This window comes from Ancylobacter terrae, from assembly GCF_045108345.1.
Classification (GTDB): Bacteria; Pseudomonadota; Alphaproteobacteria; order Rhizobiales; family Xanthobacteraceae; genus Ancylobacter.
Genome location: NZ_JBJGXH010000005.1, coordinates 24,055 through 49,086, shown reverse-complemented (window position 1 = coordinate 49,086; position 25,032 = coordinate 24,055). Strand labels below are relative to the sequence as shown.

Genomic DNA, 25,032 nt, shown 5'->3' with positions numbered 1-25,032 from the left:
TGCCGGCTGCGACGGTTCCCGGGAGTGCCCCTTGTCCGAATCATCGCGTTCCGCCACGGCGCCCGCTCCGGGTCCCGTCGGCGCGAGCCTTGCCATGGGGCCGGGGGACTGGGCTACGCTGCTGCTGCTGTCGGTGATCTGGGGCGGCTCGTTCTTCTTCGCCAAGATCGCCATCGCCGAGATTCCCCCGCTCACCCTGGTGCTGGGGCGCTGCGCGATCGGCGCGGCGGCGCTCTATGTCATCGCCCGGGCCGGCGGCATCCGTCTGCCCCGGCAGCCGGGTCTCGTGCGGCAGTTCCTAACGATGGCGGTGATCGCTAACGTCATCCCGTTCGGGCTGATCGCCTGGTCGCAGCAGCACCTGACGAGCGGCCTCTCATCGATCCTGAATGCGGCGACGCCGCTGTTCACGGTGCTGGTGGCGCAGTTCTTCACCCGCGACGAGCGGCTGACGCCGGTGCGGCTGGGCGGCGTCGCGCTGGGTTTCGCCGGCGTCGCGGTGATGATGGGGCCGGCGCTGCTCGGCCAGCTCGGCGGCCAGCAGCTGCCGGCGCAGCTCGCCGCCATCGCGGCGACGGTTTCCTATGGATTCGCCGCCGTCTACGGCAAGCGCTTCCGCGGCCTGCCCCCGCTCGGCGTGGCGCTGGCCCAGCTCAGCGCGGCCACCCTCTGGCTGGTGCCGCTGGTGGCGCTGGTCGATCAGCCCTGGCGGCTGCCGGTGCCCTCGCTGCATGTCGTGGCGGCGCTGACGGGGCTCGGCGTGCTCTCGACCGGCATCGCCTACATCCTGTTCTTCCGCATCCTGGCGCGGAACGGGGCGACCAACATCTCGCTGGTCACCTTCCTGGTGCCGGTCAGCGCCATCCTGCTCGGCGTCGCCTTCCTCGGCGAGGCGCTGGAGGCGCACGAGATCGCCGGCTTCGCGCTGATCGCGCTCGGCCTCGCCGCCATCGACGGGCGGCCGATCCGCTACCTCGCTCAGCGGGTGGGGACGGGCTTCTCGCCGCGGTAGTCGTAGAAGCCGCGCTGGGTCTTGCGGCCCAGCCAGCCGGCCTCGACATATTTCACCAGCAGCGGGCAGGGCCGGTACTTCGAATCGGCGAGGCCCTCGTGCAGCACCTGCATGATCGACAGGCAGGTGTCGAGGCCGATGAAGTCGGCGAGCTGGAGCGGTCCCATCGGGTGATTCGCGCCGAGCCGCATGGCGGTGTCGATGGCGTCGACCGAGCCGACACCCTCATAGAGCGTGTAGATGGCCTCGTTGATCATCGGCAGCAGGATGCGGTTGACCATGAAGGCCGGGAAATCCTCGGAGACCGCGTAGGTCTTGCCGATCCGCGTCACGAATTCCTTCGACAGCTCGAAGGTTTCGTCCTCGGTGGCGATGCCGCGCACCAGCTCGACGAGCTGCATGATCGGCACCGGGTTCATGAAGTGGATGCCGATGAAGCGCTCCGGCCGGTCGGTGGAGGCGGCGAGCCGGGTGATCGAGATGGACGAGGTGTTGGTGGCGAGGATCGCCTCGGGCTTCAGGTGCGGGCAGACCTCGGCGAAGATCTTGCGCTTGATCTCCTCCTTCTCCACCGCCGCCTCGATGATGAGGTCGGCGTCCGCCAGCGACGAGGTGGCGTCCGAGCCGTCGATGCGCGCGAGCGCGGCCTGCCGCTCGGCCTCGCTGTAGAGGCCCTTGGCCACCTGCCGGACCATGTTGCCGTTGATGGTGGCGAGGCCGGAGCGGATGCGGTCCGCCGACACGTCGTTCAGCACCACGTCATAGCCGGCGAGCGAACACACATGGGCGATGCCGTTGCCCATCTGGCCCGCGCCGATGATACCGATCTGCTTGATCTCGAAAGCCATGATGCGCGCGCCCGATACGTCCGTCACCGGTCCTTATTATACTATCCGCCAGCTTATACTACGCGTCAGCCCTTGGCCTTGGCGATCTCGCGCGTCAGCTCCGGCACGATCTGGAACAGGTCGCCGACCAGGCCGTAGTCGGCGACCTGGAAGATCGGCGCCTCCTCGTCCTTGTTGATGGCGACGATGACCTTGGAATCCTTCATGCCGGCGAGGTGCTGGATGGCGCCGGAGATGCCGACGGCGACATAGAGCTCGGGCGCCACCACCTTGCCGGTCTGGCCGACCTGCCAGTCGTTCGGCGCGTAGCCGGCATCGACCGCCGCGCGCGAGGCACCGACCGCCGCGCCGAGCGCATCGGCGAGCGGCTCGATCACCTCGTGGAACTTCTCCGACGAGCCGAGCGCCCGCCCGCCCGACACCACCAGCCGGGCGGCGGTGAGCTCGGGCCGGTCGCTCTTCGAGAGTTCCTCGCCGACAAAATTCGACACGGCCGGGTCGGCCGCCGCGCCGACCGGCTCGACCGGCGCCGAACCGCGTTCGGGCGCCGCCGCGAAGGCGGCGGTGCGGATGGTGAGGACCTTCGTCGGATCGGTCGACTTCACGGTCTGGATGGCGTTGCCGGCATAGATCGGGCGCTCGAACGTGTCCGGGGCGACGACCTTGACGACGTCCGACACCTGCATGACGTCGAGCAGCGCGGCGATGCGGGGCAGCGCGTTCTTCCAGACGGCGGTCGACGGCGCGACGATGGCGTCGTAGCCCGACGCCAGCGACAGCACGAGCGCGGCGACCGGCTCGGCGAGGCGATGGGCGTAGAGCGGGGCGTCGGCGACAAGCACCTTCTCGACGCCGGCGAGCTTCGCGGCGGCCGCGGCGGCGGGGCCGCAGCCGGCGCCGGCCACCAGCACGTGCACCGGCGCGCCCAGCGCCAGCGCGGCGGTGAGCGCCTTGGCGGTGGCGCCGTTCAGCGTCGAATCCTCGTGTTCAGCCAGCAGCAGCGTCGCCATGTCAGAGAACTCCCGCCTCATCCTTGAGCTTGCCGACCAGATCGGCGACGGAGGCGACCTTGACGCCGCCCTTGCGACCGGACGGCTCGGTGGTCGACAGCACCGTCAGCCGCGGCGCCAGGTCGACGCCGAGCGCGGCGGCGTCCTTCTCCTCGATCGGCTTCTTCTTCGCCTTCATGATGTTGGGCAGCGAGGCGTAGCGCGGCTCGTTGAGGCGCAGGTCCGCGGTCAGCACCGCCGGCAGCGTCAGCGACAGCGTCTGCAGGCCGCCATCGACCTCGCGGGTGACGGACAGCGTGCCATCGGTGATGACGACCTTCGAGGCGAAGGTGCCCTGCGGCCAGCCGAGCAGCGCGGCCAGCATCTGGCCGGTCTGGTTGCAGTCGTCGTCGATCGCCTGCTTGCCGAGGATGACGAGGCCGGGGGCCTCCGCGTCGACGACCGCCTTGAGGATCTTGGCCACCGCGAGCGGCTCGATGCCGGCCTCGGGCGTCTTCACCCAGATGCCGCGGTCGGCGCCCATGGCGAGCGCGGTGCGGATGGTCTCGTCGGTCTTGGCCGGCCCGACCGAGACGGCGATCACTTCGCTCGCCTTGCCCGCTTCCCGGAGCCGCAGCGCCTCCTCGACGGCGATCTCGTCGAACGGGTTCATCGACATCTTGACGTTGGCCAGCTCGACGCCCGAGCCGTCCGGCCTGACGCGGATCTTGACGTTGTAGTCGACCACCCGCTTCACGGGCACAACGATCTTCATGCCGGTCTCTCCCGCCCGCCCGGGGCTGGCGCAAGTGAGGGACGCGCCCGCCTCAGGGCCGCGCAAGCTGGCTGCGCGGGAGCCTCCGGCCGGAGCGTCGGGGGAAAACGCGCGGCACCGTATGGATCGCCCCCGCCCCTGTCAACGAGATCGGGCCGCGGCGGAGGGCCACTTTGGAAGGGGTCCGCCCGCCTTTTGCCGACGTCAGGGATGGTCGCCATTAGGGGTGAGAACCCAGAGCGGGACGCCCGGGCGGCGCATGAACACGATCAGCACCGCGCCCGCCGCGAGCCCGCCGAGATGCGCCCACCAGGCGTTGCCGTCCTCGGTGACGGTGAGCATGCTCCAGACCTGGAAACCGATCCACGCCCCCAGCGGCAGGATCGCCGGGATCCTCAGCGGGATGCCCATGAACAGCAGCACCCACAGCCGCACGCGCGGGTGCAGCATCAGATAGGCGGCGACGATGCCCGATATCGCGCCCGAGGCGCCGACCAGCGGGATCTCGGAGCCCGGGGCGGCCAGCGTATGGGCGATGCCGCCGGCGATGCCGCACAGCACGTAGAAGATGAAGTATCTGGCGTGGCCGAGCGCGTCCTCGACATTGTCGCCGAACACCCACAGGAAGGCCATGTTGCCGATCAGATGCATCCAGCCGCCGTGCAGGAACATGTAGCTGACCAGCGTCAGCTGCGGCGGCAGCAGGGCGTATTCGTCGGGCAGAACGGCGGCGTGGCTGACCACCGCCGGGATGGTGCCGTAGCTGAAGGCCGAGGCGATATCGATCTCGCCGGCATAGCCGCGCTGCAGCAGGATGAAGACGCCGACATTGAGGGCGATCAGCGCCCAGGTGACATAGGCGTGGGTGATGCCTTCCAGCGGGTTGTCATCGCTCAGCGGCAGGACCATCGCCGTTTCCTCACGAGCGGCCGGCCGCCGGCACCCACAGCACGTCGCCACCGGCCCCGGCATTGGCCAGGCGGCTCAGCACGAACAGCAGGTCCGAGAGACGGTTGAGATAGCGTATGGCGGGCGCGCTGACGCGCTCGCCGGGTTGCGCCGCGAGTTCGACGGCGAGGCGCTCGGCGCGCCGGCACACGGTGCGGGCGACGTGGAGGTGGGCCGCCGCCGGGGTTCCGGCCGGCAGCACGAAGGAGCGCAGCGGCTTCAGGCCGGCGTTGAAGCGATCGATGTCGCGCTCGAGCCGCTCCACCTGCCCTTCGACGATGCGCAGCGGCTCATAGCCGCGATCGACGCCGTCGTCGGGGGTGGTGAGGTCGGCGCCGAGGTCGAACAGGTCGTTCTGGATGCGCTCCAGCACCGCGTCGACCTCGGGCAGGGCGGCGAGGTGCAGCCGCGCGACGCCGATGGTCGCGTTGGTCTCGTCGACCGTGCCATAGGCGGTGACGCGCAGGTCGTATTTCGGCCGCCGCTCGCCGGTGCCGAGCGCCGTGGTGCCGTCGTCGCCGGTGCGGGTGTAGATGCGGTTGAGGACGACCATCGGCGCGCCAGCCAGCCTCAGGAGTGCTGCATGATCAGGATGGTGCCGAGCACCAGGCACAGAGCGAGGAACTGCAGCCCGACGCGCCAGCGCATCAGCATCTGCGAGCGCTGCGGCGAGCCTCCCTTCACCAGATTGGTGAGCCCGAGCAGCAGCACCACCGCCACCGCGCCGAGCGCCACCGGCAGCACGAAGAACTTGGCGATGTAGAGAACGTCCATGGGTGCGATCCTTGCCCGATACCGGGGGCGCGGCATGCTAGCCGATTCTCGATCTTTATATGGTGTGGCGCGTGCGGAACACACGCCTTATCCCGGCGTGCCGGCCGGCTGCTGCTGGGTGATGCAGTGGATGTTGCCGCCGCCCAGCACGATCTCGCGGGACTCGATGCCGATCACCTCCCGGTCCGGGAAAAGCCCGGCGAGAATGCCCCTCGCCTCGTCATCCGTGCGGGGATCGAGCCTCGGCATCAGCAGGAAGCCGTTGCCGAGGTAGAAATTGGCGTAGGAGGCGCCGAGCCGCTCGCCGGCCCCGCGGCTCATCGCCTCGGGCCCCGCGCCGGCGATCGGGGCGAGGCCGGCGGCTTCGGCGTCGGTGCGGTGGAGCGGGCCCGGCAGCGGCAGCTTGACCACCTCGATCGCGCGGCCGCGGGCGTCGCGGGCCTTCTCCAGCCGGGCGAAGGCGTCGCGCGAGATGGCGTATTGCGGATCGGCCGGATCCTCGCACCAGGTCAGCGCCACGACGCCCGGCCGCACGAAGCAGGCGAGGTTGTCGATATGGCCGTTGGTCTCGTCGTCGACGAGGCCGGCGCCGAGCCAGATCACGGTGGAGACGCCGAGATAGTCGCGAAGATGCTGCTCGATCTCGCCGCGCGAGAGGTGGGGGTTGCGGTTGGGGTTGAGCAGGCACTCCTCGGTGGTCAGCACCGTGCCCTCGCCGTCGACATGGATGGAGCCGCCCTCGAGGACCAGCGGCGCCCGGTAGCGGGGCGCGCCGACGCTGGCGAGAATGGTGCCGGCGACCGCCTCGTCCTGGTCGAACGGCTCGTAGAGGTGGCCCCAGGCGTTGAAGCCCCAGTCAACGCCGCGCACGCGCCCGCCTGCGTCGGTGACGAAGCTCGGCCCGCTGTCGCGGCACCAGGAATCGTCGGAGGGGGCTTCGAGGAGGCGCGCGGCGGGCGGCAGCAGCGCGCGCGCCCTCGCGATCTCGCCGGGCGGCACCAGCATGGTGAGGGGCTCGAAGCGGGCGATGGCGCCCGCCACCGCCGCGAAGGCGGCCTGTGCCGGGGCGGCGTTCTCGCGCCAGTTGTCCGGCCGGCGCGGCCAGATCATGAAGGTGCCGGCGTGCGGCTCCCATTCCGCCGGCATGCGGAAACCGTCGGCGGCGGGGGTGGAGGCGATGGGCGAAGAGGCGAGCGGGGCGGTCATGATCGTCACCTCCGCGCGCCGGTGGCGCCGTCGAGCGTCAGCAGGGGACCGTACAGGTCCGGCCGGCGGTCACGGAAGACGCCCCAGCTGCGGCGCTGGCGGGCGAGCGCGTCGAGATCGACCGTGGCGGTGGTGACGCCCGCGGTGGCGCGGTCCGTGTCGGCGAGGATCTCGCCGGTCGGGCCGGCGATGAAGGAGGTGCCGTAGAAGGTGATGGCGGTGCCATTGCGGCCGGGCTCGGTGCCGATGCGGTTCGACGCGATGAGCGGCATGAGATTGGCGCCGGCATGGCCCTGCATCACCCGGCGCCAGTGGGCGGCCGAGTCGAGCGCGGAATCCTGCGGCTCGGAGCCGATGGCGGTGGGGTAGAGCAGGATCTCGGCACCCATCAGCGCCATGGCGCGGGCGCATTCGGGGAACCACTGGTCCCAGCAGATGCCGACACCGATCCGCCCGACCGCCGTGTCCCACACCCGGAAGCCGGTATCGCCGGGCGAGAAGTAGAACTTCTCGGTGTAGCCCGGCCCGTCCGGGATATGGCTCTTGCGGTAGAGGCCCAGCACGCGGCCGTCGGCGTCGATGATGGCGATGGAGTTGAAGAAGGACTGTCCGGCCCGCTCGAAGAAGCTGACCGGCAGCACGACGCCGAGTTCCCCCGCGAGGCGGGCGAAACGGGCGATCAGCGGGTTGCCCTCGAACGGGGCGGCGAAGTCGAAGAAGTCAGCCGCCTGATCCTGGCAGAAGTATCGCGTCTCGAAGAGTTCCTGCAGCAGGATCAGCCGGGCGCCCTGCGCGGCGGCGGTCCGGACCAGATGTTCGGCACGGGCGACATTGGCGGCGGGATCGCCGTCGCACGGCATCTGGGTGGCGGCAAGGGTGAGGTTGCGCATGCGGCGGCTCCGGTGATCGGCCGCCATGGCGTTCCACAAGGCACCGGTGGGCGCAAGCACCCGCCGTGCGAAAAAGCGCGGGATCGCGCCGCACGAATGAAGGCGGGTTCAGCTGCGCGGCGCGAGGACGAGTGCGCGCAGCAGCGCGAGCGCGCCTGCCGCTATGGCCGGCAGGCCGAAGGGCAGCAGCGCGCCCTCGGCAAGCCCGAGCAGGCCGGCGCCGAGCACCAAGAGAACCGCCGGCAGGGCGAACCATGCCGCTTCGCGCTTCAGGCGCTCGATCGCTGTGGGGCGGCGCGCGGCGCGCCGGATCGGATGCACCCAGTCCATGACAACCTCGTCAGCCCGTGCGGTGGGGGTTCGGCATTGACTTTATAATCCATCATTTTTATAGAATATCAACTCCCATTGCGAGGCAGCATCATGACGCAGCATCTCAGCCTGGTTCCCCCGCACGATGCGTCGGCGGCAGACGCAGAGGCGTTCCGGCTGGCGATGCGCCAGCTCGCCGGCGGCGTGGCGGTGATCACCGCCGGCCAGGCGGGGGAGCGCACCGGCCTCACCGCGACGGCGGTGACCTCGTTCTCGGCGGAGCCGCCGACCATCATCGCCTGCGTCAACCGGGCGGCCTCGGCGGCGGCCGTCATCCTGCGCGAAGGCGCCTTCGGGGTGAATCTGCTCTCGACGCGGCACGTGTCGCTGGCCAAGCGCTTCGCCGGTGCCGGCGGCATCAAGGGCACGGCGCGCTACGAGGAAGGCGACTGGACACAGCTGGAAACCGGCGTGCCCATCCTCGCCGACGCCCTCGCGGCGCTCGACTGCGAGCTGGAGGACGCGGTGGAGCGGCATTCGCACATGCTGCTGTTCGGCCGCGTGCGGGCCGTGCGCTCGACGGTCGGGGAGGACCCGCTGCTGTACTGGCAGAGCCGCTACCGGTGCCTTGCCGGCAATGGCGACGACTGGACGCCGCTGGTCGAGCGGCGCGCGCTCGGCGCATGAGCGCGGCCCCGGCGAAGCGGCGGCGGCTCAGACGTCGAAGCTGACGACCACCGGCACGTGGTCGGAGGGGCGTTCCCAGCTGCGGGCCTGCCGCAGCACGGTCATGGCGCGGGCGGACGGGGCGAGGTCCGGGCTCGCCCAGACATGGTCGAGCCGGCGGCCGCGGTCGGAGGCCGCCCAGTCGGCCGCCCGATAGCTCCACCAGGTGTAGAGCTTCTCGCTCGGCGGCACGAAGCCGCGCATCACGTCCACCCAATTGCCCGCCGCCTGCAGCCGGCCGAGCTTCTCGACCTCGATCGGGGTGTGGCTGACGACGTCGAGGAGCTGCTTGTGGCTCCACACGTCGGTCTCGAGCGGGGCGATGTTGAGGTCGCCCACCATCACGGAGCGGGTGCCGAGCTCGCGCCGGTGCAGCGCCTCCCAGGCGGTCGCCTCGTCGAGGAAATCGAGCTTGTGCTTGAACTTCGCATTGAGCGCCGGATCGGGAATGTCGCCGCCGGCGGGGATGTAGAAATTGTGCAGGGTGAGGGGTGCCGACAGCCCGGCGCCGGCGCCGAGGGTGACCGCGATATGGCGGGCATCGCCCATGTCGCAGAAGCCCTGCCGCGTCACGGCCTCGAAGGGGCGCTTCGAGAGGATGGCGACGCCGTGATAGCCCTTCTGGCCGTGGATGGCGGCGTGCGGATAGCCGAACCGCGCCGCGTCCTTCAGCGGGAAGCGGTCGTCCGGCGTCTTGGTCTCCTGCAGGCAGATGACGTCGGGCTGGTGTTCCGCGGCGAGCTTGCCGACCAGCTCGATGCGCAGGCGGACCGAATTGATGTTCCAGGTGGCGATGGTGAGCACGGCGCGCGCCTTGCGATGAGGGTCCGCGCGGCTTAGTGGCTCGCGCGCGCGCCGTCAAACGCCGTCCGGAATCAGCGGTTGATCACGAACATCATCTTGTCGGGCGGATTGGTGGTGTCGAGATTGCTGACCGCGACGGTGGTGTCGTAGCCCTGCGGGTCGGTCACCGTCCACTGCTTCAGCTGCATGGTCTTGGCGTCGAACATGATCATGAGCCGGTAGGTGCCGACCATGGGCTGCTTCTCCTCCAGCACCACGGTGGCGAACATGTCGTCCTGGTAGACGCCGACGACGTTGCCGTTGCGGGCGAGGTTGATGTTGTCGGCGAGCAGGAAGCGCAGCGGCGTCTGCGACAGCGGGGTGATGTCCTGCGTCTTCAGGCGCTTGTCGCGCACCGAGACCGAGCGTCCGTCGGCGACCAGGATGATCTGGCTCGGCGGATCATATTCGAAGATGACGCGGCCCGGCTTCAGGATCGCGAAGGTGCCCTGCTTGCGGGTGCCGTCCGGGTCGACCTGCACGAAAGTGCCGGTCATGGTCTTGAAGCTGTTGAAATAGGCGTTGATGCGATCGATCGTGGCGGCCCCCGCCTTCGCGCCGGCGGCGGCCGGCGAGGCGGCGAGCTGGGCGCCGTCGATCGAGGCATCCGGCTGCTGGGCGTGGGCCGGCGCCAGCATCACCAGGGCGGCGAGCGCGGCGGACGAGAGCGTGATGAGGCGCATCGGCGGTTTCTCGGCTTGGGACGGGGCGGCACACGCCCGGGAGCATGACGAGGCGGTAGCGGCCGGCTGTGGCGATCCTGTGGCCCGGCACGCCGTGGCGCCGGGCGCGTCGATCAATAATGTGTCGATCAGTAATTCTCGGCGACGTCGGCCCGTTCCGTCAAAATCTCGCGCTTGCCGGCGTGGTTGGCGGCGCCGACGAGCCCCTCGCGCTCCATCCGCTCCACCAGCGAGGCGGCGCGGTTGTAGCCGATCTGCAGGCGGCGCTGGATGTAGGAGGTCGAGCACTTCTTGTCGCGCAGCACGACCGCGACCGCCTGGTCGTAGAGGTCGCCGCCCTCCTCGCCGAACGAGCCCTTGTCGAACACCGCGCCGTCCTCGCCCTCGGCGCCCTCCTCCATCTCGCTCAGCACCGCGTCGAGGTAATTGGGCGCGCCCTGCGACTTCAGGTGATCGACCACGCGCTCGACCTCCTGATCCGAGACGAACGGCCCGTGGACGCGGGTGATGCGGCCGCCGCCGGCCATGTAGAGCATATCGCCCTGGCCGAGCAGCTGCTCGGCGCCCATCTCGCCGAGGATGGTGCGGCTGTCGATCTTGCTCGTCACCTGGAAGGAGATGCGGGTGGGGAAATTGGCCTTGATGGTGCCCGTGATGACGTCGACGCTCGGGCGCTGCGTCGCCATGATCAGGTGGATGCCGGCGGCGCGGGCCATCTGGGCGAGGCGCTGGATGGCGCCTTCGATCTCCTTGCCCGCCACCATCATCAGGTCGGCCATCTCGTCCACCACGACGACGATGTAGGGCAGCGGGGCGAGATCCATCTCCTCGCGCTCGTAGACCGCCTCGCCGGTTTCGCGGTCGAAGCCGGTCTGGACGGTGCGCACGATCTGCTCGCCCTTGGCCATCGCCTCGGCGATGCGGGCGTTGAAGCCGTCGATGTTGCGCACGCCGACCTTCGACATCTTCTTGTAGCGGTCTTCCATCTCGCGCACCGCCCACTTCAGCGCGATCACCGCTTTCTTCGGGTCGGTGACGACCGGCGTGAGAAGGTGCGGGATGCCGTCATAGACGGAGAGTTCCAGCATCTTCGGGTCGACCATGATGAGGCGGCACTGCTCCGGCGTCATCCGGTAGAGCAGCGAGAGGATCATGGTGTTGATGGCGACCGACTTGCCCGAACCGGTGGTGCCGGCGACGAGGAGGTGCGGCATGCGGGCGAGGTCGACGATCACCGGCTCGCCGCCGATGGTCTTGCCCAGCCCGATGGCGAGGCGGTGCGCGGTCTCGCCGAAATCCTTGGCGGCGAGCAGTTCGCGCAGCAGGACCTTCTCGCGCTTGGGGTTGGGGAGCTCGATGCCGATGGCGTTCTTGCCAGGGATGACGGCGACGCGGGCGGAGACCGCGCTCATCGAGCGGGCGATGTCGTCGGCCAGCCCGATCACGCGGCTCGACTTGATGCCGGGCGCCGGCTCGAGCTCGTAAAGCGTCACCACCGGGCCGGGGCGGGTGTTGACGATGGCGCCGCGCACGCCGAAATCCTCGAGCACGCCCTCGAGGTCGCGGGCGTTCTCGTGCAGGGCTTCCGGCGAGAGGGCGGGCGTGCGCGCCTGCGGCGCCGGGGCGAGCAGTTCGAGCGCGGGCCGCTTGTAGCGCCGGCGGGCCTCCTCGGCCTCGGCGCGGCCGCCGCGGATGGAGCGCAGCGGCGGGCGCCGGCCGGAACGGCTCGCGGTCGATCCGCCGGCCGCGGGCTCCTCGATGTCGGGGATCTCGGCGGGCGCGAAATCGGCCGCGTCATAGGCGAGCGCCGGCTCTTCCTTGCGCGGCGCAGCACCCGCGCCGAAGCGCGGTTCCACGCGGTCGCCCGCCGGTGCCGGGGCCGGCGCTTCGTCCTCGTCGAGCCCGAGCGCCTCGCGGAATGTCGCGGTTAGGCCGCCGCGATTGCTGCCGCCCCGCCCGCGCGCGGTCCACAGCCGCGCCTTGAGTGCCAGCACGCCGTGGGCCAGCGCCCCGAGCGACAGGCCGCGGGCGGGCTGCTGGTCCTCCTCGAACACAGCGGCGTCCTCGTCGATCTCCGCCGCGTCTTCCGGCATCGCGTTGAAGCCGGCGCCGAGCGCGATGGCGAGGCCGATCACGGCTGCGGTTCCGCACAGCGCGCCGGTCACGATATAGTCGAGCCCGCCAAGCCACCCCCCGCGCAGCCAGGACGGCGCGTAGAGCAGGCTCTCGCCGAGCACGCCGCCGAGCCCGAAGGGCAGCGGCCAGGTGCCGAGATGCGGCAGGCTGGCGCCGAGCCCGGCGGCCGCCACGAGGCCGCCGATCCAGGCGAATAGGCGCAGCTTGAGCCGGCGCGGGCGGCGGTGGGTGAGGATGAGCCAGCCCCACACCAGCACCGGCACGACGACCGCCAGCGCGGCGAGGCCGAACAGCTGCATCAGCAGGTCGGCCACCACCGCCCCCGGCAGGCCGAGCAGATTGGCGGGATCGGCCGCGCTCGACCGGCTGAGACTCGGATCGGCGGCGGACCAGGTGGCGAGCGCGACCATCAGCAGCGCACCGACGGCAAGCAGCACGAGGCCGACGCCTTCGGCGATCCGCCGCCGCAGCGCGCCCTTCATCTCGTCCGGCAGAAAGCCGCCCGGCGCCCGACGCCGCGCGCGCGCCCGCACCGGCGCGGGACGGGCCCGTGATGGCGTTGCCGGAGCCCGGCCCTGCGTCTGCGCATGCGCTGCCATGCCGCTTCTCCGCCTTTCGATCAGCTCAGGCCGGCGAGGAGGCGCCCGAGCGCCGCCTGCGTCGTTGCAAGGTCCTGCACCAGCGCGACCCTGAGATAATTCGCGCCGGGATTGCGGCCATCCGCCTCCGAGCGGCACAGATAGCCGCCCGGCACGGTGCGCAGCCCCTCCTGCCGCCAGAGCCGGCGCGCGGCTTCCTCGCCGCCGCCGGCCGCGCTCACGTCGAGCCACAGGAAGAAGCCGCCATCGGGCCGCTCATGGCCGAAGCGGCCGGCCAGCATGCGGTCGGCGAGGTCGAACTTGGCGCGGTAGAGGTCGCGGCTGGCGATCACATGCGCTTCGTCGGCCAGCGCGGCGATGCCGACCGCCTGCACCGGCTCGGGCACCTGCGGCGCGGCGACGTTGCGGAACTCGGCGAAGGCCGCCATGAACTCGGCGTCGCCGGCGCAGAAGCCGCAGCGCAGCCCGGGCAGGCTGGAGCGCTTCGACAGCGAGTTGAAGGCGACGACGCCGGCGAAGTTGCCGCCGGCCGCCTCGAGGATGCCCGGCGGCGGCGAATCGCCCAGCCAGATCTCGGAGTAGCACTCGTCGGCGAAGATCATCACGCCGTGGGCACGGGCGATCGCCACCAGCCGGGCGAGATAGTCGGCCGAGGCGATGGTGCCCTGCGGGTTGGCCGGAGAGGCGAGATAGATCGCCACCGTCCGGTCCAGCAGCTCCGGGGTGAGCGCGTCGAGGTCGGGCAGCCAGCCGCCGCCGGGCGGCAGGGGCAGCGGCACGCTCTCGCAGCCCGCGGCCTCGGCGCCGGCGCCATAGGCGGCGTAGAAGGGATTGGGCAGCAGGATCGCGGGGCGCGCCTGCTTGGCCGGCCCGGCGCGGCGGCGCGCCACCAGCGCGGCGGCGAAAAGCCCCTCGCGCGAGCCGTTCAGCACCAGCACCTCGCGCTCGGGATCGAGCGGGCGGGCGAGGGCGTAGCGGCGGCCGAACCAGTCGGCGGCCGCCTGGCGAAAGGCGGGGGTGCCCTTGCCGGCGGGATAGCGGCCGAAGCCGTCGAGATGGGCGGCGAGCACGGGGCCGACGAAGTCGGGCATGGCGTGCTGGGGCTCGCCAACGGCCAGGCTCAGCGGCGGCTTGCCGGGCGGGATGTCGGCCAGGAGCTCGGCGAGGCGGATGAACGGCGAACGCGCCGCCGGTCCCGCGTCGGCGGGCGACGGGGCGGCGGCGGCGGGAACGGCGGGGGTAGACTCGCGGGACATTGCGGCAGCCTAGCCGGTGCCGGGTAAAGACACGCTTAACCATGACGGGCGGCGAGGCCCGCGCGCGCGGGTGGCGGCACGCGGGTGCCGGATCCGGTCGCGTGGACGCGGCGTGCCGCCGCGCAGCCATGAAAAAAGGCCGCACCGCTGCCGGTGCGACCTTCTTTCGTTCCGACCCCCGCGTGGGGTGCGCCACGCGGAGGCGAGGATGGCCGGCGCGGCGCGCTGCCGCGCCGTTCCGATCAGCTGTGGTAGGCGCGCTCGCCGTGCTCGGTGATGTCGAGACCCTCGCGCTCCTTCTCCACCGACGGGCGCAGGCCGACGATGAGGTTGACGACATAGTAGAGGATCGCCGAGCCGACGCCGCACCACACGAAGGTGAGCAGGACGGCCTGGATCTGGATCCACACCTGCTTGCCCATCTCGTAATCGGCGATGCCCGGGCCGCCGAGGGCCGGGGAGACGACGATGCCGGTGCCGATGGCGCCGATGATGCCGCCGACGCCATGGACGCCGAACACGTCGAGGCTGTCGTCATAGCCGAGCGCGTTCTTGATGGTGGTGCAGAAGAAGAAGCAGACGATCGCGGCGACGAAGCCCAGCACGATCGCGCCGATCGGGCCGGAAAGGCCGGCGGCCGGGGTGATCGCGACGAGGCCGGCGACGAGGCCGGAGATGGCGCCGAGCATGCTCGGCTTGCCCTTGACGACCCACTCGATCAGCGTCCAGCCGACGATGGCGCCGGCGGTGGCGACGAAGGTGTTGATGACGGCGAGCGTGGTGCCGGCATTGGCCTCGAGGTTGGAGCCGGCGTTGAAGCCGAACCAGCCCACCCACAGGATGCCGGCGCCGACCACGGCGAAGGGCAGCGAGTGGGGCGGCATCAGTTCCTTGCCGTAGCCGGTGCGCTTGCCGACGATGATGGCGCCGATCAGGCCGGCGAGACCGGCATTGATGTGCACCACGGTGCCGCCGGCGAAGTCGAGCGCGCCGTGCATGAACAGCAGGCCCTCGGAGAACCACACCATGTGCGCCATGGGGTAGTACACGAAGGTCACCCACAGGATGCAGAACAGCAGGATCGCCGAGAACTTCATGCGCTCCGCGAAGGCGCCGACGATCAGCGCCGGGGTGATGGCCGAGAAGGTCATCTGGAAGACGATGAAGATGTATTCGGGAATCTTGACGTTCGCCGAGAAGGTGTCGGCGAGGCTCTCGGTGGACACGCCGGCCAGGAACGCCTTCTCGAAGCCGCCGATATAGGCGTTACCCGAGGTGAAGGCGAGCGAGTAGCCGTAGAACACCCAGAGCAGCATCATCACCGCGGCGATGACGGTGACCTGCATCAGGACGGAGAGGAAGTTCTTGGCGCGGACCAGGCCGCCATAGAACAGGGCGAGGCCGGGAATGGTCATGAACAGGACGAGCACGCTGGAGATCATCATCCAGGTGATATCGCCCTTGTCGACCGTCGCGACCGCGGCGGCCGCCTCGGCCGTCGCCTCGGCGCCGGTCTGGGGGGCGTCCTGCGCGAACGCGGCAGCGGCCACCAGCGCTGTCGTTGCGAGCACGGGGAGCCCCGCGCGTATCCACTTCTTCATCGTCATGGGTTTAATGCTCCGTCGCAATCGATATGTCTGGCTGATGGATCAAAGCGCGTCGGTGTCGGTCTCGCCGGTGCGGATGCGCACCGCCTGGTCGATCGCGTAGACGAAAATCTTGCCGTCGCCGATCTGGCCGGTCTTGGCCGAGACGGTGATGGCTTCGATGACCTTGGCGACCTGGTCGGTGGCGACGGCGACCTCGATCTTCAGCTTCGGCAGGAAGCTCACGGCATATTCCGCGCCGCGGTAGATCTCGGTATGGCCCTTCTGACGGCCGTAGCCCTTGACCTCCGTGACGGTCAGGCCGTGCACTCCTATGCCGGTGAGCGCATCCCGGACTTCCTCAAGCTTGAACGGCTTGATGATAGCCATGACGATCTTCATGGGTTCCTGTCCCCGCTTGCCGAGCCGCGGCTGAGAAGCCGGTATCGGGCGTTTCATGTCGGACACGGCCGATTGGGAGCTTTTCCCCCACTCCCCGTGGCATGCCGAGCCAAGGGGGAATCAAAAGCCGTGCCAACCGGGGTCGGGCGGCATGCTGCGGCGCAAAAAGCAGGCGGTGCCAGCACCCTCGCGGGGTGCCCGCCGCCGCCGGGGCGCTGAGTCAGGTGCTCAAAAATGCGGCGCGCGTCTGTGGCGAAAATCGGACGCGATTAAATAATGCGCAAATATGTCTATAAACTAGGCACGGGACGGATAAGGCCTTCCTGCGCCACGGAGGCCACCAGCCGGCCGGCGCGATCATGGATCAGTCCGCGGGCAAGGCCGCGCGCGCCATGGGCGGAGGGGCTGTCCTGCGAATAGAGCAGCCAGTCATCCGCGCGGAAGGGGCGGTGCAGCCACAGGGCGTGGTCGAGGCTGGCGGCCTGGATCGAATCGGACAGGACGCTCACGCCCTCGGCGGCGAGCGTCGTTTCCAGCAGGGTCATGTCCGAGGCATAGGCGAGAACCGCCTGATGCAGGGCCGGTGCGTCCGGCATCGCGCCCGCCGCGCGGAACCAGACGTGCTGGCGCGCCTCGGCGGGCGGGTGGCCGAAATAGCGATCGAGATCGACCGGGCGCAGCTCGATCGGGCGCGGCCGCAGCCAGTATTGCCGCACGCGCTCGGGCAACAGCGGCAGCGCATCGGCGGCGAGCGTCCTCAGATCGGGCAGGTCCTCCGGCGCGGGTACGCCGGCCGGCAGCGGGAAATGATGGTCGTAGCCCGGCTCGTCGCGGTGGAACGAGGCCGACATGATGAAGATGGGCCGGCCATGCTGGATCGCGACGACGCGGCGGGTCGCGAAGGAGCGGCCGTCGCGCACGCGCTCGACCTCGTAGACGATCGGCGCGGCCGGGTCGCCGGGCAGGATGAAATAGGCGTGGAGCGAATGGGCGGCGATGTCCTCGATGGTCCGTGCGGCGGCGACCAGCGCCTGCGCCAGCACCTGCCCCCCGAACACGCGGTGGAACCGGGTCGGCCATGCGGCGGAGGGGTTCCGTCCCCGGAACAAATTGACCTCCAGCGGTTCCAGATCCAGCAGCTCGAGCAGTTCAACGACGGTCGGCATCGGCACTCCGGTCGGTCCTCTCGGGGCGCGGCGGTCGCGCGCATTGCCCGGCGGGGCTAGCTAAGGCATATGCTGACGGCACGACAATAGCGCGGAGGCGCCCACGCCATGGATGCGGCAAGCTCATCGCCGGCGGATGCCGGCTCCGGCCGCGCGGACATCGCGCGCGCCGACGTCGTGATCGCCGGGGCCGGCATGGGCGGCCTGGCGCTGGCGTTGGCGCTGCGCGGCGGGCTCGGTCCCGACGCTGCCATTCGCGTGGCCGATCCGGCTCTCGGGCGGCAAGCGGAGGATGACGGGCGCGCCTCGGCCATCGCGGCCGGTCCGCGCCGGCTGCTGGAGGCGATCGGCGCCTGGGAGCGCGTCGCCGACAGCGCCCAGCCGATGGCGACCATGGTGATCACCGACAGCCGCACCGGCGATGCGATCCGGCCGACCTATCTGTCGTTCGACGCCGAGGTCGAGCCGGGCGAGCCCTTTGCCCACATGGTCGCCAACGCCGCGCTGATCGATGCGTTGACGGCTGTCGCCCGCGACCAGGGCATCGGCTTGCAGAACACCGGCGTTGCCGGGTTCGAGGCGGATGCGGGGGCGACGACCGTCCGGTTCGGCGACGGCGGCAAGATCCGCGCCGCGCTGCTGTGCGCGTGCGACGGCGCGCGCTCGCGCCTGCGGGGCCTTGCGGGTATCGGCGTCACCGGCTGGCGCTACGGCCAGTCGGCGATCGTGCTCACCGTCGCCCATGAGCGCGACCACGAAGGCAAGGCGATCGAGCATTTCCTGCCAGCGGGGCCGTTTGCCATCCTGCCGCTGACCGGCCGTCGCTGCTCGATCGTGTGGACGGAGACGACCGAGGCGGCGGAACGCCTGCTGGCGCTGCCCGCGCCGCTGTTCCATGACGAGCTGGAGAGCCGCTTCGGGCTCGAACTCGGGGCGATCGAGGTGGTGGGGCGTCCGCGCGCCTATCCGCTCGGCTACCAGGTGGCCCGCAACTTCATCGGCGACCGGCTGGCGCTGGTGGGGGACGCCGCCCACCTCATCCACCCCATCGCCGGGCAGGGGCTCAACATGGGGCTGCGCGACGTCGCGGCGCTGGCCGAGGCGGTGACGGACGCGGCTCGGCTCGGCCTCGACATCGGCGGCCCCGACGTGCTGGAGCGCTACCAGCGCTGGCGGCGCTTCGATACGCTGACGATGGGCGTTGCCACCGACGGGCTGAACCGGTTGTTCTCGAACCGCTCCGACGCGCTGAGGCTGGTGCGCGACATCGGGCTCGGCCTTGTCGACCGGCTGCCGCGGCTGAAGCAGCACTTCATCCGCGACGCCGCCGGTCTCACCGGCAACGTGCCGAAGCTGATGCGGGGCGAGGCGCTTTAGCTCAGCCCGGTGAAAACTCGTCGTCCCGCAGGGGCCGCGCCTCGTCGGCCAGCATGATCGGAATGCCGTCGCGGATCGGGTAGGCAAGGCGCGCCCGCCGGGAGACCAGCTCGTGCGCGGCGCGATCATATTCCAGCGGCCCCTTGGTCAGCGGGCAGACCAGGATCTCCAGCAGCTTCGGGTCGATCTCGTGGCCGGCGCGGGCGGGCGGCGGCGATGTCGGCGCAGTCACGGGCAGGTCCTCGTCTGGCAGGGCGCTCCGCCGCGGGGGCGGATGAGGCGCATTTTGACTATGGCGCGCGTTCCTGTCATTCGGACGACGGGTCCGGCAGGCGCGGCCGCAGTTGACGATCATAGCGGGTCGTGGCGGCCGTGCGGCGGTTTTTTCAGCTTCGGGAGGGTGGCGCAGTCCGATGAAGGCGCCCGACATGATCGATCTCGGGCCGGAGACCGAGCCGCGCCTTGCCGGCGAGACGGTGCAGCAATGGGTGTTCCGCCGCCTGCGCCGGGCGGTGATGACCGGCCGCTTCCCGCCGGGACAGGCGGTGACGCTGCGCGGGCTCGCGCTGGCGCTCGGCGTTTCTGCCATGCCGGTGCGCGAGGCGCTGCGCCGTCTCGTGGCCGAGCGGGCGCTGGTGCTGCTCGACAATCGCCGGGTGCGGGTGCCGGAGATGACCGGGGCGCGCTTCGAGGAACTGGTCGCCGTGCGGGTCATGCTGGAAACCGAGGCGGCGGCGCGGGCCCTGCCGCGGCTGGACGGGCCGGCGCAGGCCCGGCTCGCCGCCCTGAACGCGGCCTCCGACGCGGCGGTGGCGGAGGGCGACACGGAACGCACCATCGAGACCAATCTCGCCTTCCATGCCGCGCTGTACGGGGCGCGGCCCGACAACGTGCTGCTGCCGCTCATCGAATCGGTGTGGCTGCAGATCGGGCCGTTCATGCGCAACGCGCTGGCCGATCTGGAGACGCATTACCCGGTCGATCGCCATGCCGAGGCGCTGGCGGCCATCGCGGCGGGTGACGTGGCGGGGCTGCGGCGCTCGATCGAGGCCGATATCCGCGACGGCATCGGCCATCTGTTCGAGCGGGCCGACGGCTGAGGCGCTACTCGGCCGCGCGCAGCCTCGCGCCGGCCCGCCGCTCGGCATAGGCTCGCGCGGCGACGCCGAAGGCGGTGAACAGGGCGCCGGACAGCCGGTCCTCCCAGAACCGCCATTCGGGGTGCCATTGCACGGCGAGCGCGAAGCCCGGCGCATTGGCGACCCGGAAACCCTCGACCAGTCCGTCGGGCGCGCGGGCCTCGACCAGCAGGCCCGGCGCCAGCCGGTCGATGCCCTGGCCGTGCAGCGAGTTCACCTTCCAGCGATCGCCCCCGGCGAGTTCGGCCAGCACGCCGCCGGGCGTCAGCGCGACCTCGTGCACCGGGGCGTACTGCTCGGCGAGAGACCCGGTCGAATCCTCGCGATGGTCGAAATGGCCCGGCTGCTCGTGCACCTTCTGGTGCAGTGTGCCGCCCAGCGCGACGTTCATCTCCTGGAAGCCGCGGCAGACGCCGAGGATGGGCACGCCGCGCGCGATCGCTTCGCGGATCAGCGGCAGCGACAGCGCGTCGCGATGGGGATCGGACGGCAGCGGGGGATCGTGCGGCTGCGAGCCGTAGATCTGCGGGGCGACATTGGACGGGCTGCCCGGCAGGAAGATGCCGTCGACGCTCGCCAGCACCTCGTCGACCAGCATCTCCTCGGGCGACATGGCGTCGTCGATCGCCGAGATGCGCCCCGGCAGCAGCACCGGCAGGGTCAGCGACCCGCGCGCGACGGCGTAGAGGTATTTTTCGGTGACGCCGTGGGCCATCTGGCCGCGGACTTCCTTGACGTCGCTGACGACGCCGATGACGGGACGCATGGTCGGCCTCTGCTCGCTTTCCCAGCTCGCCCCGATGTGCGACTGCGCCGGGCCGCTGTCAACCGCCCGGCGTCGCACGGGAACAACGCGGATGTCGCGAAACGCGAGCGCGCCCGCCTTGCCTCGCCACCGCGGCCGGCGCTAGAAGCGCGGCATGAGCGACACCGCCGATCTTCCCGACGATTTCATCCCGCCGACCTCGCCCGAGGCGCTGTTCGCGCGGCTGGCCGATCTCGGCATCGAAACGCGCACGGTCGAGCATCCGCCGCTGTTCACGGTGGAGGATTCGCAGCGCCTGCGCGGCACCATTCAGGGCGGGCACACCAAGAACCTGTTCCTGAAGGACAAGAAGGGCAATGTCTTCCTCGTCGTGGTCGAGGAGGATGCGCGGGTCGATCTCAAGACCCTGCACACGGTGCTGGGCGCGGCGAGCCGGCTCTCCTTCGGCAGCGCCGATCTCCTGAAGGAACTGCTCGGAGTGACGCCCGGCGCGGTGACGGCGTTCGGGCCGGTGAACGATGCCGGCGGACGCGTCGCGGTGGTGCTGGATGCGGCGCTGATGCGGCACGGCGAGATCAACTGCCACCCGCTGGTGAACACCGCAACCACAACGATCGGCCGCGACGACCTCGTCGCCTTCCTGCGCGCCACCGGCCACGAACCGCGCATCCTCGACGTGCCCAAGGTGGCGGAGGCGGGGGACGCCTGACACGGCATCCCCCGACGACCGGGATCAGCGCTTCTGGTTGTAGACGTCGAGGCAGACGGCGCCGAGCAGCACGAGGCCCTTGATCACCTGCTGGTAGTCGATGCCGATGCCGAGGATCGACATGCCGTTGTTCATCACGCCCATGATCAGCGCGCCGATCACCGCGCCGCCGACCCGGCCGACGCCGCCATAGGCCGAGGCGCCGCCGATGAAGCAGGCGGCGATGACGTCGAGCTCGAAGCCGAGGCCGGCCTTGGGGGTCGCGGTGTTGAGCCGGGCTGCGAAGACGAGGCCGGCGAGTGCGGCCAGCACGCCCATGTTGACGAAGGTGAGGAAGGTCAGCCGCTCGGTCTTGATGCCCGAGAGCTTCGCCGCCTTCTCGTTGCCGCCCACCGCGTAGATCTGCCGGCCGATGGTGGTCCGCGTCGTCACGAAGGCATAGAGCGCCACCAGCAGCGTCATGATCACCAGCACGTTGGGCAGGCCGCGGTGCGAGGCGATCAGATAGGCGAAGTAGACGATGACGCTGAAGAACACGACGTTCTTCACCACGAAGAAGCCGTAGGGCTCGGTCTCGATGCCGTGCTCTTCCTGCCGGGCGCGGCTGCGGAAGTTCTGCCAGACCAGCAGCATGGCGAGCGCGGCGCCGATGGCGAGCGAGGTCGGGTAGAGCGCGCCGGCATCGGGCACGAGCTCAGGGATGAAGCCGGAGGAGAGCTTCTGGAATTCGGGCGGGAAGGGGCCGACCGACTGGCCCGCCAGCAGCGCCAGCGCCAGACCCTTGAACACCAGCATGCCCGCGAGGGTGACGATGAAGGAGGGTATCTTGAAATACGCCACCCAGTAGCCCTGCGCCGCGCCGATCAGCCCGCCGACGGCGAGGCAGATAAGGGTCGCGAGCACGAAGTTCATGCCGTAGCGCACCATCAGCACCGCGGCGACGGCGCCGACGAAGCCGGCCACCGAGCCGACCGAGAGGTCGATGTGGCCGGTGACGATGACCAGCAGCATGCCCAGGGCCATGATGACGATGTAGCTGTTCTGCAGGACGAGGTTGGTGAGGTTGAGCGGGCGCAGCAGCGTGCCGTCGGTCACCACCTGGAAGAACGCCATGATCGCGAACAGCGACAGCAGCATGCCGTATTCGCGCAGGTTGTTCTTCAGGAAGCCGGCATGGTGTGCCTTGTCCTTCAGCGCGGCGTCGCTCATGCCACAGCCTCCCGGGGGCGCATCTCCCCCTTGCGCATGATGGCGCGCATGATCTTCTCCTGTGTGGCCTCGTGGCCGGCGAATTCGCCGACGAAGGCGCCCTCGTTCATGACGCAGATGCGGTCGCAGATGCCCAGCAGTTCCGGCATCTCCGAGGATATCACCACCACGCCTTTTCCGGCATCCGCGAGCTCGTTGATGATGCAGTAGATCTCATATTTGGCGCCGACATCGATGCCGCGCGTCGGTTCGTCGAGGATCAGCACCTTGGGGTCGGTGAACAGCCATTTCGACAGCACCACCTTCTGCTGGTTGCCGCCGGAGAGCTTGCCGGTCTCCTGGAACACCGAATGGCTGCGGATGCGCATGCGGCCGCGATAGTCCGAGGAGACACGCAGCTCGGCGACGTCGTCGATGACATGGCCCGGCGCGACGGCCGGCAGGTTGGCCAGCGTCACGTTCTTGCGGATGTCCTCGGCGAGCAGCAGGCCGAGCTGCTTGCGGTCCTCGGTGACATAGGCGAGGCCGGCATCGATGGCGCGGCGCACGGTGGAGAGGTCGACCGGGCGCCCCTCCATCTCGGCGCGCCCCTCGATCTTACGGCCGTAGCTCCGGCCGAACACGCTCATGGCGAATTCGGTGCGCCCCGCGCCCATCAGGCCGGCAATGCCGACGATCTCGCCGCGCCGCACCTCGAAATCCACGCCGCGGATCACCTGACGCTCGGCATGCAGCGGGTGATACACCGACCAGCCGGAGACCTTGAAGATGGTGTCGCCGATCTTGGGTTCGCGCTTGGGGTAGCGGTGCTCGAGATCGCGATCGACCATCTTCGAGATGATGCGGTCTTCCTCGACCGCGCCCGCCGCGCAATCCATCGTGTCGACGGTGCGCCCGTCGCGCAGCACGGTGATGCGGTCGGCGACCTTGGAGACCTCGTTCAGCTTGTGCGAGATGAGGATCGAGGCGATACCCTGCGCCTTGAACTCCAGCAGCAGGTCGAGCAGGGCGGCGCTGTCCTTCTCGGACAGGCTCGCGGTCGGCTCGTCGAGGATGAGCAGGCGCACCTTCTTCGACAGCGCCTTGGCGATCTCGACCAGCTGCTGCTTGCCCACCCCGATATTGGTGACGAGCGTGTCGGGCGCCTCGTCGAGGCCGACCTTGGCGAGGAGCTCGCGGGTGCGCCGGTGCACGGCGTCGCGATCGATGATGCCGAAGCGGGAGGGCGGGTTGGCGAGGAAGATGTTCTCGGCGATCGACATCAAGGGGATCAGGGCGAGTTCCTGATGGATGATGATGATGCCGAGCGCCTCGGAATCGTTGATGTCGCGGAAGTGCCGCTCCTCGCCGTCGAACACGATGGAGCCCTCGTAGGAGCCCGCCGGGTAGACCCCGCTCAGCACCTTCATCAGCGTCGACTTGCCGGCGCCGTTCTCGCCGACGAGGGCATGGATCTCGCCGGGCTCGATGGCGAGGCTGACATCGCTCAGGGCCTTCACGCCGGTGAAGTTCTTCGAGATGCCGCGCATTTCGAGGATCGCGTTCATCGCTTCCGTCCCACGGGAAAGAGTAGCGGCTCCCCCAGGCGGGGAGCCGCCGCGCGTCAGTTGATCTGGCCGGGCTTGTAGTAGCCCGAGCCGATCAGCACCTGCTCCCAGTTGCCCTTGTCGACGACGACGGGCTTGAGCAGGTAGGAGGGCACGACCTTCTGGCCGTTATTGTAGGTCTTGGTGTCGTTGACGGTCGGCTGCTTGCCCGACAGCGTGGCGTCGACCATGTCGGCGGTCACCTTGGCGAGGTCGCGGGTGTCCTTGAAGATGGTCGAGTACTGCTCGCCGGCGAGGATGGACTTCATCGAGGGCACCTCGGCGTCCTGGCCGGTGACGACCGGCATCTTCATGTTGCCGGAGCCGTAGCCGACGCCCTTGAGCGAGGACAGGATGCCGATCGAGAGCCCGTCATAGGGCGAGAGCACGCCGTCGAGCTTCTTGTCGGTGTAGTAGGCGCTCAGCAGGTTGTCCATGCGGGCCTGGGCGGTGGCACCGTCCCAGCGCAGCGTCGACACCTTGTCCATGCCGGTCTGGCCGGAGGCGATCTTGATCGTGCCGTTGTCGATCAGCGGCTTCAGCACCGACATGGCGCCGTCGTAGAAGAAATAGGCGTTGTTGTCGTCCGGCGAGCCGCCGAACAGCTCGACATTGAAGGGGCCCTTGTTGGCGGGGTAGCCGAGGCCCTTCAGCAGCGATTCGGCCTGCAGCACGCCGACCTGGAAATTGTCGAAGGTCGCGTAATAGTCGACATTCGGCGTGTCGCGGATCAGGCGGTCATAGGCGATCACCTTGATGCCCTTGGCATTGGCCTGCTTGAGCACGTCGGACAGGGTGGTGCCGTCGATCGAGGCGATCACCAGCACCTTGGCGCCCTTGGTCACCATGTTCTCGATCTGCGAGAGCTGGTTGGGGATGTCGTCCTCGGCATATTGCAGGTCGGTGGTGTAGCCGCGCTCCTTCAGCACCTTCACCATGTTGTCGCCGTCGGCGATCCAGCGGGCGGAGGACTTGGTCGGCATGGCGATGCCCACGGTGCCCTTGTCCTGGGCGCTGGCGGGGGCGGCGAAGGCGAGCGCGCCAAGGGCGAGCGCCGACAGGGTCAGTGTGAGGCTCTTCATGTTTCACTCCCGG

The 25,032-nt window shown here is 69.8% G+C and carries 26 protein-coding genes; 5 read left to right on the top strand and 21 right to left on the bottom strand.

What is annotated here, in order from left to right; translation table 11 throughout:
- Positions 1-31: 31 nt before the first annotated feature.
- Positions 32-1,012, top strand: coding sequence for a DMT family transporter (locus ACEUEL_RS20750; protein ID WP_405709703.1), 981 nt, complete (start codon positions 32-34; stop codon positions 1,010-1,012).
- Here the strand turns inward: ACEUEL_RS20750 and ACEUEL_RS20745 are convergent.
- The 9 genes from ACEUEL_RS20745 to ACEUEL_RS20705 all read right to left on the bottom strand — a co-directional run bounded on the left by ACEUEL_RS20745 (position 979) and on the right by ACEUEL_RS20705 (position 7,772).
- Positions 979-1,860, bottom strand: coding sequence for a 3-hydroxybutyryl-CoA dehydrogenase (locus tag ACEUEL_RS20745; RefSeq protein WP_405709701.1), 882 nt, complete (start codon positions 1,858-1,860; stop codon positions 979-981). The genes ACEUEL_RS20750 and ACEUEL_RS20745 overlap by 34 nt on opposite strands.
- Positions 1,861-1,925: 65 nt before the next feature.
- Entirely contained in the window at positions 1,926-2,870 is a 945-nt protein-coding gene (locus tag ACEUEL_RS20740) for an electron transfer flavoprotein subunit alpha/FixB family protein (RefSeq protein ID WP_405709698.1), read from the bottom strand.
- A 1-nt stretch (position 2,871) separates the two neighbouring features.
- Positions 2,872-3,624 (bottom strand): electron transfer flavoprotein subunit beta/FixA family protein, encoded by a 753-nt coding sequence (locus tag ACEUEL_RS20735; protein ID WP_405709696.1) that lies wholly within the window; start codon positions 3,622-3,624, stop codon positions 2,872-2,874.
- Positions 3,625-3,828: 204 nt separating this feature from the next.
- Entirely contained in the window at positions 3,829-4,533 is a 705-nt protein-coding gene (locus ACEUEL_RS20730) for a rhomboid family intramembrane serine protease (RefSeq protein ID WP_405709693.1), read from the bottom strand.
- Between the two features lie 10 nt (positions 4,534-4,543).
- Complete coding sequence (locus tag ACEUEL_RS20725; RefSeq protein ID WP_405709690.1) at positions 4,544-5,125, bottom strand: cob(I)yrinic acid a,c-diamide adenosyltransferase; 582 nt, start codon at positions 5,123-5,125, stop codon at positions 4,544-4,546.
- Positions 5,126-5,142: 17 nt separating this feature from the next.
- Positions 5,143-5,346 carry a twin transmembrane helix small protein gene (locus ACEUEL_RS20720; RefSeq protein ID WP_405709687.1) on the bottom strand — a complete coding sequence of 68 codons (204 nt, stop codon included), beginning with the start codon at positions 5,344-5,346 and terminating at the stop codon, positions 5,143-5,145.
- An 87-nt stretch (positions 5,347-5,433) separates the two neighbouring features.
- Positions 5,434-6,552, bottom strand: a complete 1,119-nt coding sequence (aguA, locus tag ACEUEL_RS20715; RefSeq protein ID WP_405709684.1) for an agmatine deiminase — start codon at positions 6,550-6,552, stop codon at positions 5,434-5,436.
- A gap of 5 nt (positions 6,553-6,557) precedes the next feature.
- The gene (gene aguB, locus ACEUEL_RS20710; protein ID WP_405709682.1) at positions 6,558-7,442 is read right to left on the bottom strand and encodes an N-carbamoylputrescine amidase; all 885 of its coding nucleotides are present in this window, start codon (positions 7,440-7,442) and stop codon (positions 6,558-6,560) included.
- 108 nt (positions 7,443-7,550) lie between these two features.
- Positions 7,551-7,772, bottom strand: a complete 222-nt coding sequence (locus ACEUEL_RS20705) for a hypothetical protein (protein WP_405709679.1) — start codon at positions 7,770-7,772, stop codon at positions 7,551-7,553.
- Positions 7,773-7,865: 93 nt separating this feature from the next.
- Here ACEUEL_RS20705 and ACEUEL_RS20700 point away from each other — a divergent pair, with 93 nt between their 5' ends.
- Entirely contained in the window at positions 7,866-8,441 is a 576-nt protein-coding gene (locus ACEUEL_RS20700) for a flavin reductase family protein (RefSeq protein WP_405709676.1), read from the top strand.
- Between the two features lie 27 nt (positions 8,442-8,468).
- On the opposite strand, the gene ACEUEL_RS20695 is transcribed toward ACEUEL_RS20700, so the two are convergent.
- From ACEUEL_RS20695 to ACEUEL_RS20665, 7 genes are all read right to left on the bottom strand, one after another.
- Complete coding sequence (locus ACEUEL_RS20695) at positions 8,469-9,284, bottom strand: exodeoxyribonuclease III (RefSeq protein WP_405709674.1); 816 nt, start codon at positions 9,282-9,284, stop codon at positions 8,469-8,471.
- 71 nt (positions 9,285-9,355) lie between these two features.
- Positions 9,356-10,006 carry an outer-membrane lipoprotein carrier protein LolA gene (locus tag ACEUEL_RS20690; protein ID WP_405709671.1) on the bottom strand — a complete coding sequence of 217 codons (651 nt, stop codon included), beginning with the start codon at positions 10,004-10,006 and terminating at the stop codon, positions 9,356-9,358.
- A 128-nt stretch (positions 10,007-10,134) separates the two neighbouring features.
- Positions 10,135-12,741 carry an FtsK/SpoIIIE family DNA translocase gene (locus ACEUEL_RS20685; RefSeq protein ID WP_405709669.1) on the bottom strand — a complete coding sequence of 869 codons (2,607 nt, stop codon included), beginning with the start codon at positions 12,739-12,741 and terminating at the stop codon, positions 10,135-10,137.
- 20 nt (positions 12,742-12,761) lie between these two features.
- Complete coding sequence (locus ACEUEL_RS20680; protein ID WP_405709666.1) at positions 12,762-13,997, bottom strand: aminotransferase class I/II-fold pyridoxal phosphate-dependent enzyme; 1,236 nt, start codon at positions 13,995-13,997, stop codon at positions 12,762-12,764.
- 242 nt (positions 13,998-14,239) lie between these two features.
- Positions 14,240-15,604: an ammonium transporter gene (locus ACEUEL_RS20675; protein WP_405709663.1), complete on the bottom strand. Its 1,365-nt coding sequence runs from the start codon at positions 15,602-15,604 to the stop codon at positions 14,240-14,242.
- A gap of 42 nt (positions 15,605-15,646) precedes the next feature.
- Positions 15,647-15,985 (bottom strand): P-II family nitrogen regulator, encoded by a 339-nt coding sequence (locus ACEUEL_RS20670; protein ID WP_405709660.1) that lies wholly within the window; start codon positions 15,983-15,985, stop codon positions 15,647-15,649.
- A 290-nt stretch (positions 15,986-16,275) separates the two neighbouring features.
- On the bottom strand, positions 16,276-17,151 hold the full coding sequence (locus tag ACEUEL_RS20665; RefSeq protein ID WP_405709657.1) for an acyl-CoA thioesterase: 876 nt from the start codon (positions 17,149-17,151) through the stop codon (positions 16,276-16,278).
- Between the two features lie 108 nt (positions 17,152-17,259).
- On the opposite strand from ACEUEL_RS20665, the gene ACEUEL_RS20660 reads away from it, so the two are divergent.
- Positions 17,260-18,528: a ubiquinone biosynthesis hydroxylase gene (locus ACEUEL_RS20660; RefSeq protein WP_405709654.1), complete on the top strand. Its 1,269-nt coding sequence runs from the start codon at positions 17,260-17,262 to the stop codon at positions 18,526-18,528.
- Between the two features lies 1 nt (position 18,529).
- Here ACEUEL_RS20660 and ACEUEL_RS20655 read toward each other — a convergent pair whose 3' ends face one another.
- On the bottom strand, positions 18,530-18,760 hold the full coding sequence (locus tag ACEUEL_RS20655; protein WP_405709651.1) for a Trm112 family protein: 231 nt from the start codon (positions 18,758-18,760) through the stop codon (positions 18,530-18,532).
- A 181-nt stretch (positions 18,761-18,941) separates the two neighbouring features.
- Here ACEUEL_RS20655 and ACEUEL_RS20650 point away from each other — a divergent pair, with 181 nt between their 5' ends.
- On the top strand, positions 18,942-19,628 hold the full coding sequence (locus ACEUEL_RS20650; RefSeq protein ID WP_405709648.1) for a GntR family transcriptional regulator: 687 nt from the start codon (positions 18,942-18,944) through the stop codon (positions 19,626-19,628).
- Between the two features lie 4 nt (positions 19,629-19,632).
- On the opposite strand, the gene ACEUEL_RS20645 is transcribed toward ACEUEL_RS20650, so the two are convergent.
- The gene (locus ACEUEL_RS20645; RefSeq protein ID WP_405709646.1) at positions 19,633-20,433 is read right to left on the bottom strand and encodes a gamma-glutamyl-gamma-aminobutyrate hydrolase family protein; all 801 of its coding nucleotides are present in this window, start codon (positions 20,431-20,433) and stop codon (positions 19,633-19,635) included.
- Between the two features lie 154 nt (positions 20,434-20,587).
- Here ACEUEL_RS20645 and ACEUEL_RS20640 point away from each other — a divergent pair, with 154 nt between their 5' ends.
- On the top strand, positions 20,588-21,142 hold the full coding sequence (locus tag ACEUEL_RS20640) for a prolyl-tRNA synthetase associated domain-containing protein (RefSeq protein WP_405709643.1): 555 nt from the start codon (positions 20,588-20,590) through the stop codon (positions 21,140-21,142).
- A 24-nt stretch (positions 21,143-21,166) separates the two neighbouring features.
- Here ACEUEL_RS20640 and mmsB read toward each other — a convergent pair whose 3' ends face one another.
- Genes mmsB through chvE form a run of 3 tightly spaced genes read right to left on the bottom strand, consistent with a single transcriptional unit; the run spans position 21,167 to position 25,019 of the window.
- Positions 21,167-22,351 (bottom strand): multiple monosaccharide ABC transporter permease, encoded by a 1,185-nt coding sequence (gene mmsB, locus ACEUEL_RS20635; RefSeq protein ID WP_405709640.1) that lies wholly within the window; start codon positions 22,349-22,351, stop codon positions 21,167-21,169.
- Complete coding sequence (gene mmsA, locus ACEUEL_RS20630) at positions 22,348-23,898, bottom strand: multiple monosaccharide ABC transporter ATP-binding protein (protein ID WP_405709637.1); 1,551 nt, start codon at positions 23,896-23,898, stop codon at positions 22,348-22,350. Before mmsA ends, mmsB begins: the two co-directional genes overlap by 4 nt.
- Before the next feature lie 56 nt (positions 23,899-23,954).
- Positions 23,955-25,019 carry a multiple monosaccharide ABC transporter substrate-binding protein gene (chvE, locus tag ACEUEL_RS20625; RefSeq protein ID WP_405709634.1) on the bottom strand — a complete coding sequence of 355 codons (1,065 nt, stop codon included), beginning with the start codon at positions 25,017-25,019 and terminating at the stop codon, positions 23,955-23,957.
- Positions 25,020-25,032: the final 13 nt, after the last annotated feature.

Bases quoted from the DNA above. Each gene is read 5' to 3' on its own strand.
- ACEUEL_RS20745 (WP_405709701.1), bottom strand. From the start codon at position 1,860: ATGGCTTTCGAGATCAAGCAGATCGGTATCATCGGCGCGGGCCAGATG.
- ACEUEL_RS20740 (WP_405709698.1), bottom strand. From the start codon at position 2,870: ATGGCGACGCTGCTGCTGGCTGAACACGAGGATTCGACGCTGAACGGC.
- ACEUEL_RS20735 (WP_405709696.1), bottom strand. From the start codon at position 3,624: ATGAAGATCGTTGTGCCCGTGAAGCGGGTGGTCGACTACAACGTCAAG.
- ACEUEL_RS20730 (WP_405709693.1), bottom strand. From the start codon at position 4,533: ATGGTCCTGCCGCTGAGCGATGACAACCCGCTGGAAGGCATCACCCAC.
- ACEUEL_RS20725 (WP_405709690.1), bottom strand. From the start codon at position 5,125: ATGGTCGTCCTCAACCGCATCTACACCCGCACCGGCGACGACGGCACC.
- ACEUEL_RS20720 (WP_405709687.1), bottom strand. From the start codon at position 5,346: ATGGACGTTCTCTACATCGCCAAGTTCTTCGTGCTGCCGGTGGCGCTC.
- aguA (WP_405709684.1), bottom strand. From the start codon at position 6,552: ATGACCGCCCCGCTCGCCTCTTCGCCCATCGCCTCCACCCCCGCCGCC.
- aguB (WP_405709682.1), bottom strand. From the start codon at position 7,442: ATGCGCAACCTCACCCTTGCCGCCACCCAGATGCCGTGCGACGGCGAT.
- ACEUEL_RS20705 (WP_405709679.1), bottom strand. From the start codon at position 7,772: ATGGACTGGGTGCATCCGATCCGGCGCGCCGCGCGCCGCCCCACAGCG.
- ACEUEL_RS20700 (WP_405709676.1), top strand. From the start codon at position 7,866: ATGACGCAGCATCTCAGCCTGGTTCCCCCGCACGATGCGTCGGCGGCA.
- ACEUEL_RS20690 (WP_405709671.1), bottom strand. From the start codon at position 10,006: ATGCGCCTCATCACGCTCTCGTCCGCCGCGCTCGCCGCCCTGGTGATG.
- ACEUEL_RS20685 (WP_405709669.1), bottom strand. From the start codon at position 12,741: ATGGCAGCGCATGCGCAGACGCAGGGCCGGGCTCCGGCAACGCCATCA.
- ACEUEL_RS20680 (WP_405709666.1), bottom strand. From the start codon at position 13,997: ATGTCCCGCGAGTCTACCCCCGCCGTTCCCGCCGCCGCCGCCCCGTCG.
- ACEUEL_RS20675 (WP_405709663.1), bottom strand. From the start codon at position 15,604: ATGACGATGAAGAAGTGGATACGCGCGGGGCTCCCCGTGCTCGCAACG.
- ACEUEL_RS20670 (WP_405709660.1), bottom strand. From the start codon at position 15,985: ATGAAGATCGTCATGGCTATCATCAAGCCGTTCAAGCTTGAGGAAGTC.
- ACEUEL_RS20665 (WP_405709657.1), bottom strand. From the start codon at position 17,151: ATGCCGACCGTCGTTGAACTGCTCGAGCTGCTGGATCTGGAACCGCTG.
- ACEUEL_RS20660 (WP_405709654.1), top strand. From the start codon at position 17,260: ATGGATGCGGCAAGCTCATCGCCGGCGGATGCCGGCTCCGGCCGCGCG.
- ACEUEL_RS20650 (WP_405709648.1), top strand. From the start codon at position 18,942: ATGAAGGCGCCCGACATGATCGATCTCGGGCCGGAGACCGAGCCGCGC.
- ACEUEL_RS20645 (WP_405709646.1), bottom strand. From the start codon at position 20,433: ATGCGTCCCGTCATCGGCGTCGTCAGCGACGTCAAGGAAGTCCGCGGC.
- ACEUEL_RS20640 (WP_405709643.1), top strand. From the start codon at position 20,588: ATGAGCGACACCGCCGATCTTCCCGACGATTTCATCCCGCCGACCTCG.
- mmsB (WP_405709640.1), bottom strand. From the start codon at position 22,351: ATGAGCGACGCCGCGCTGAAGGACAAGGCACACCATGCCGGCTTCCTG.
- mmsA (WP_405709637.1), bottom strand. From the start codon at position 23,898: ATGAACGCGATCCTCGAAATGCGCGGCATCTCGAAGAACTTCACCGGC.
- chvE (WP_405709634.1), bottom strand. From the start codon at position 25,019: ATGAAGAGCCTCACACTGACCCTGTCGGCGCTCGCCCTTGGCGCGCTC.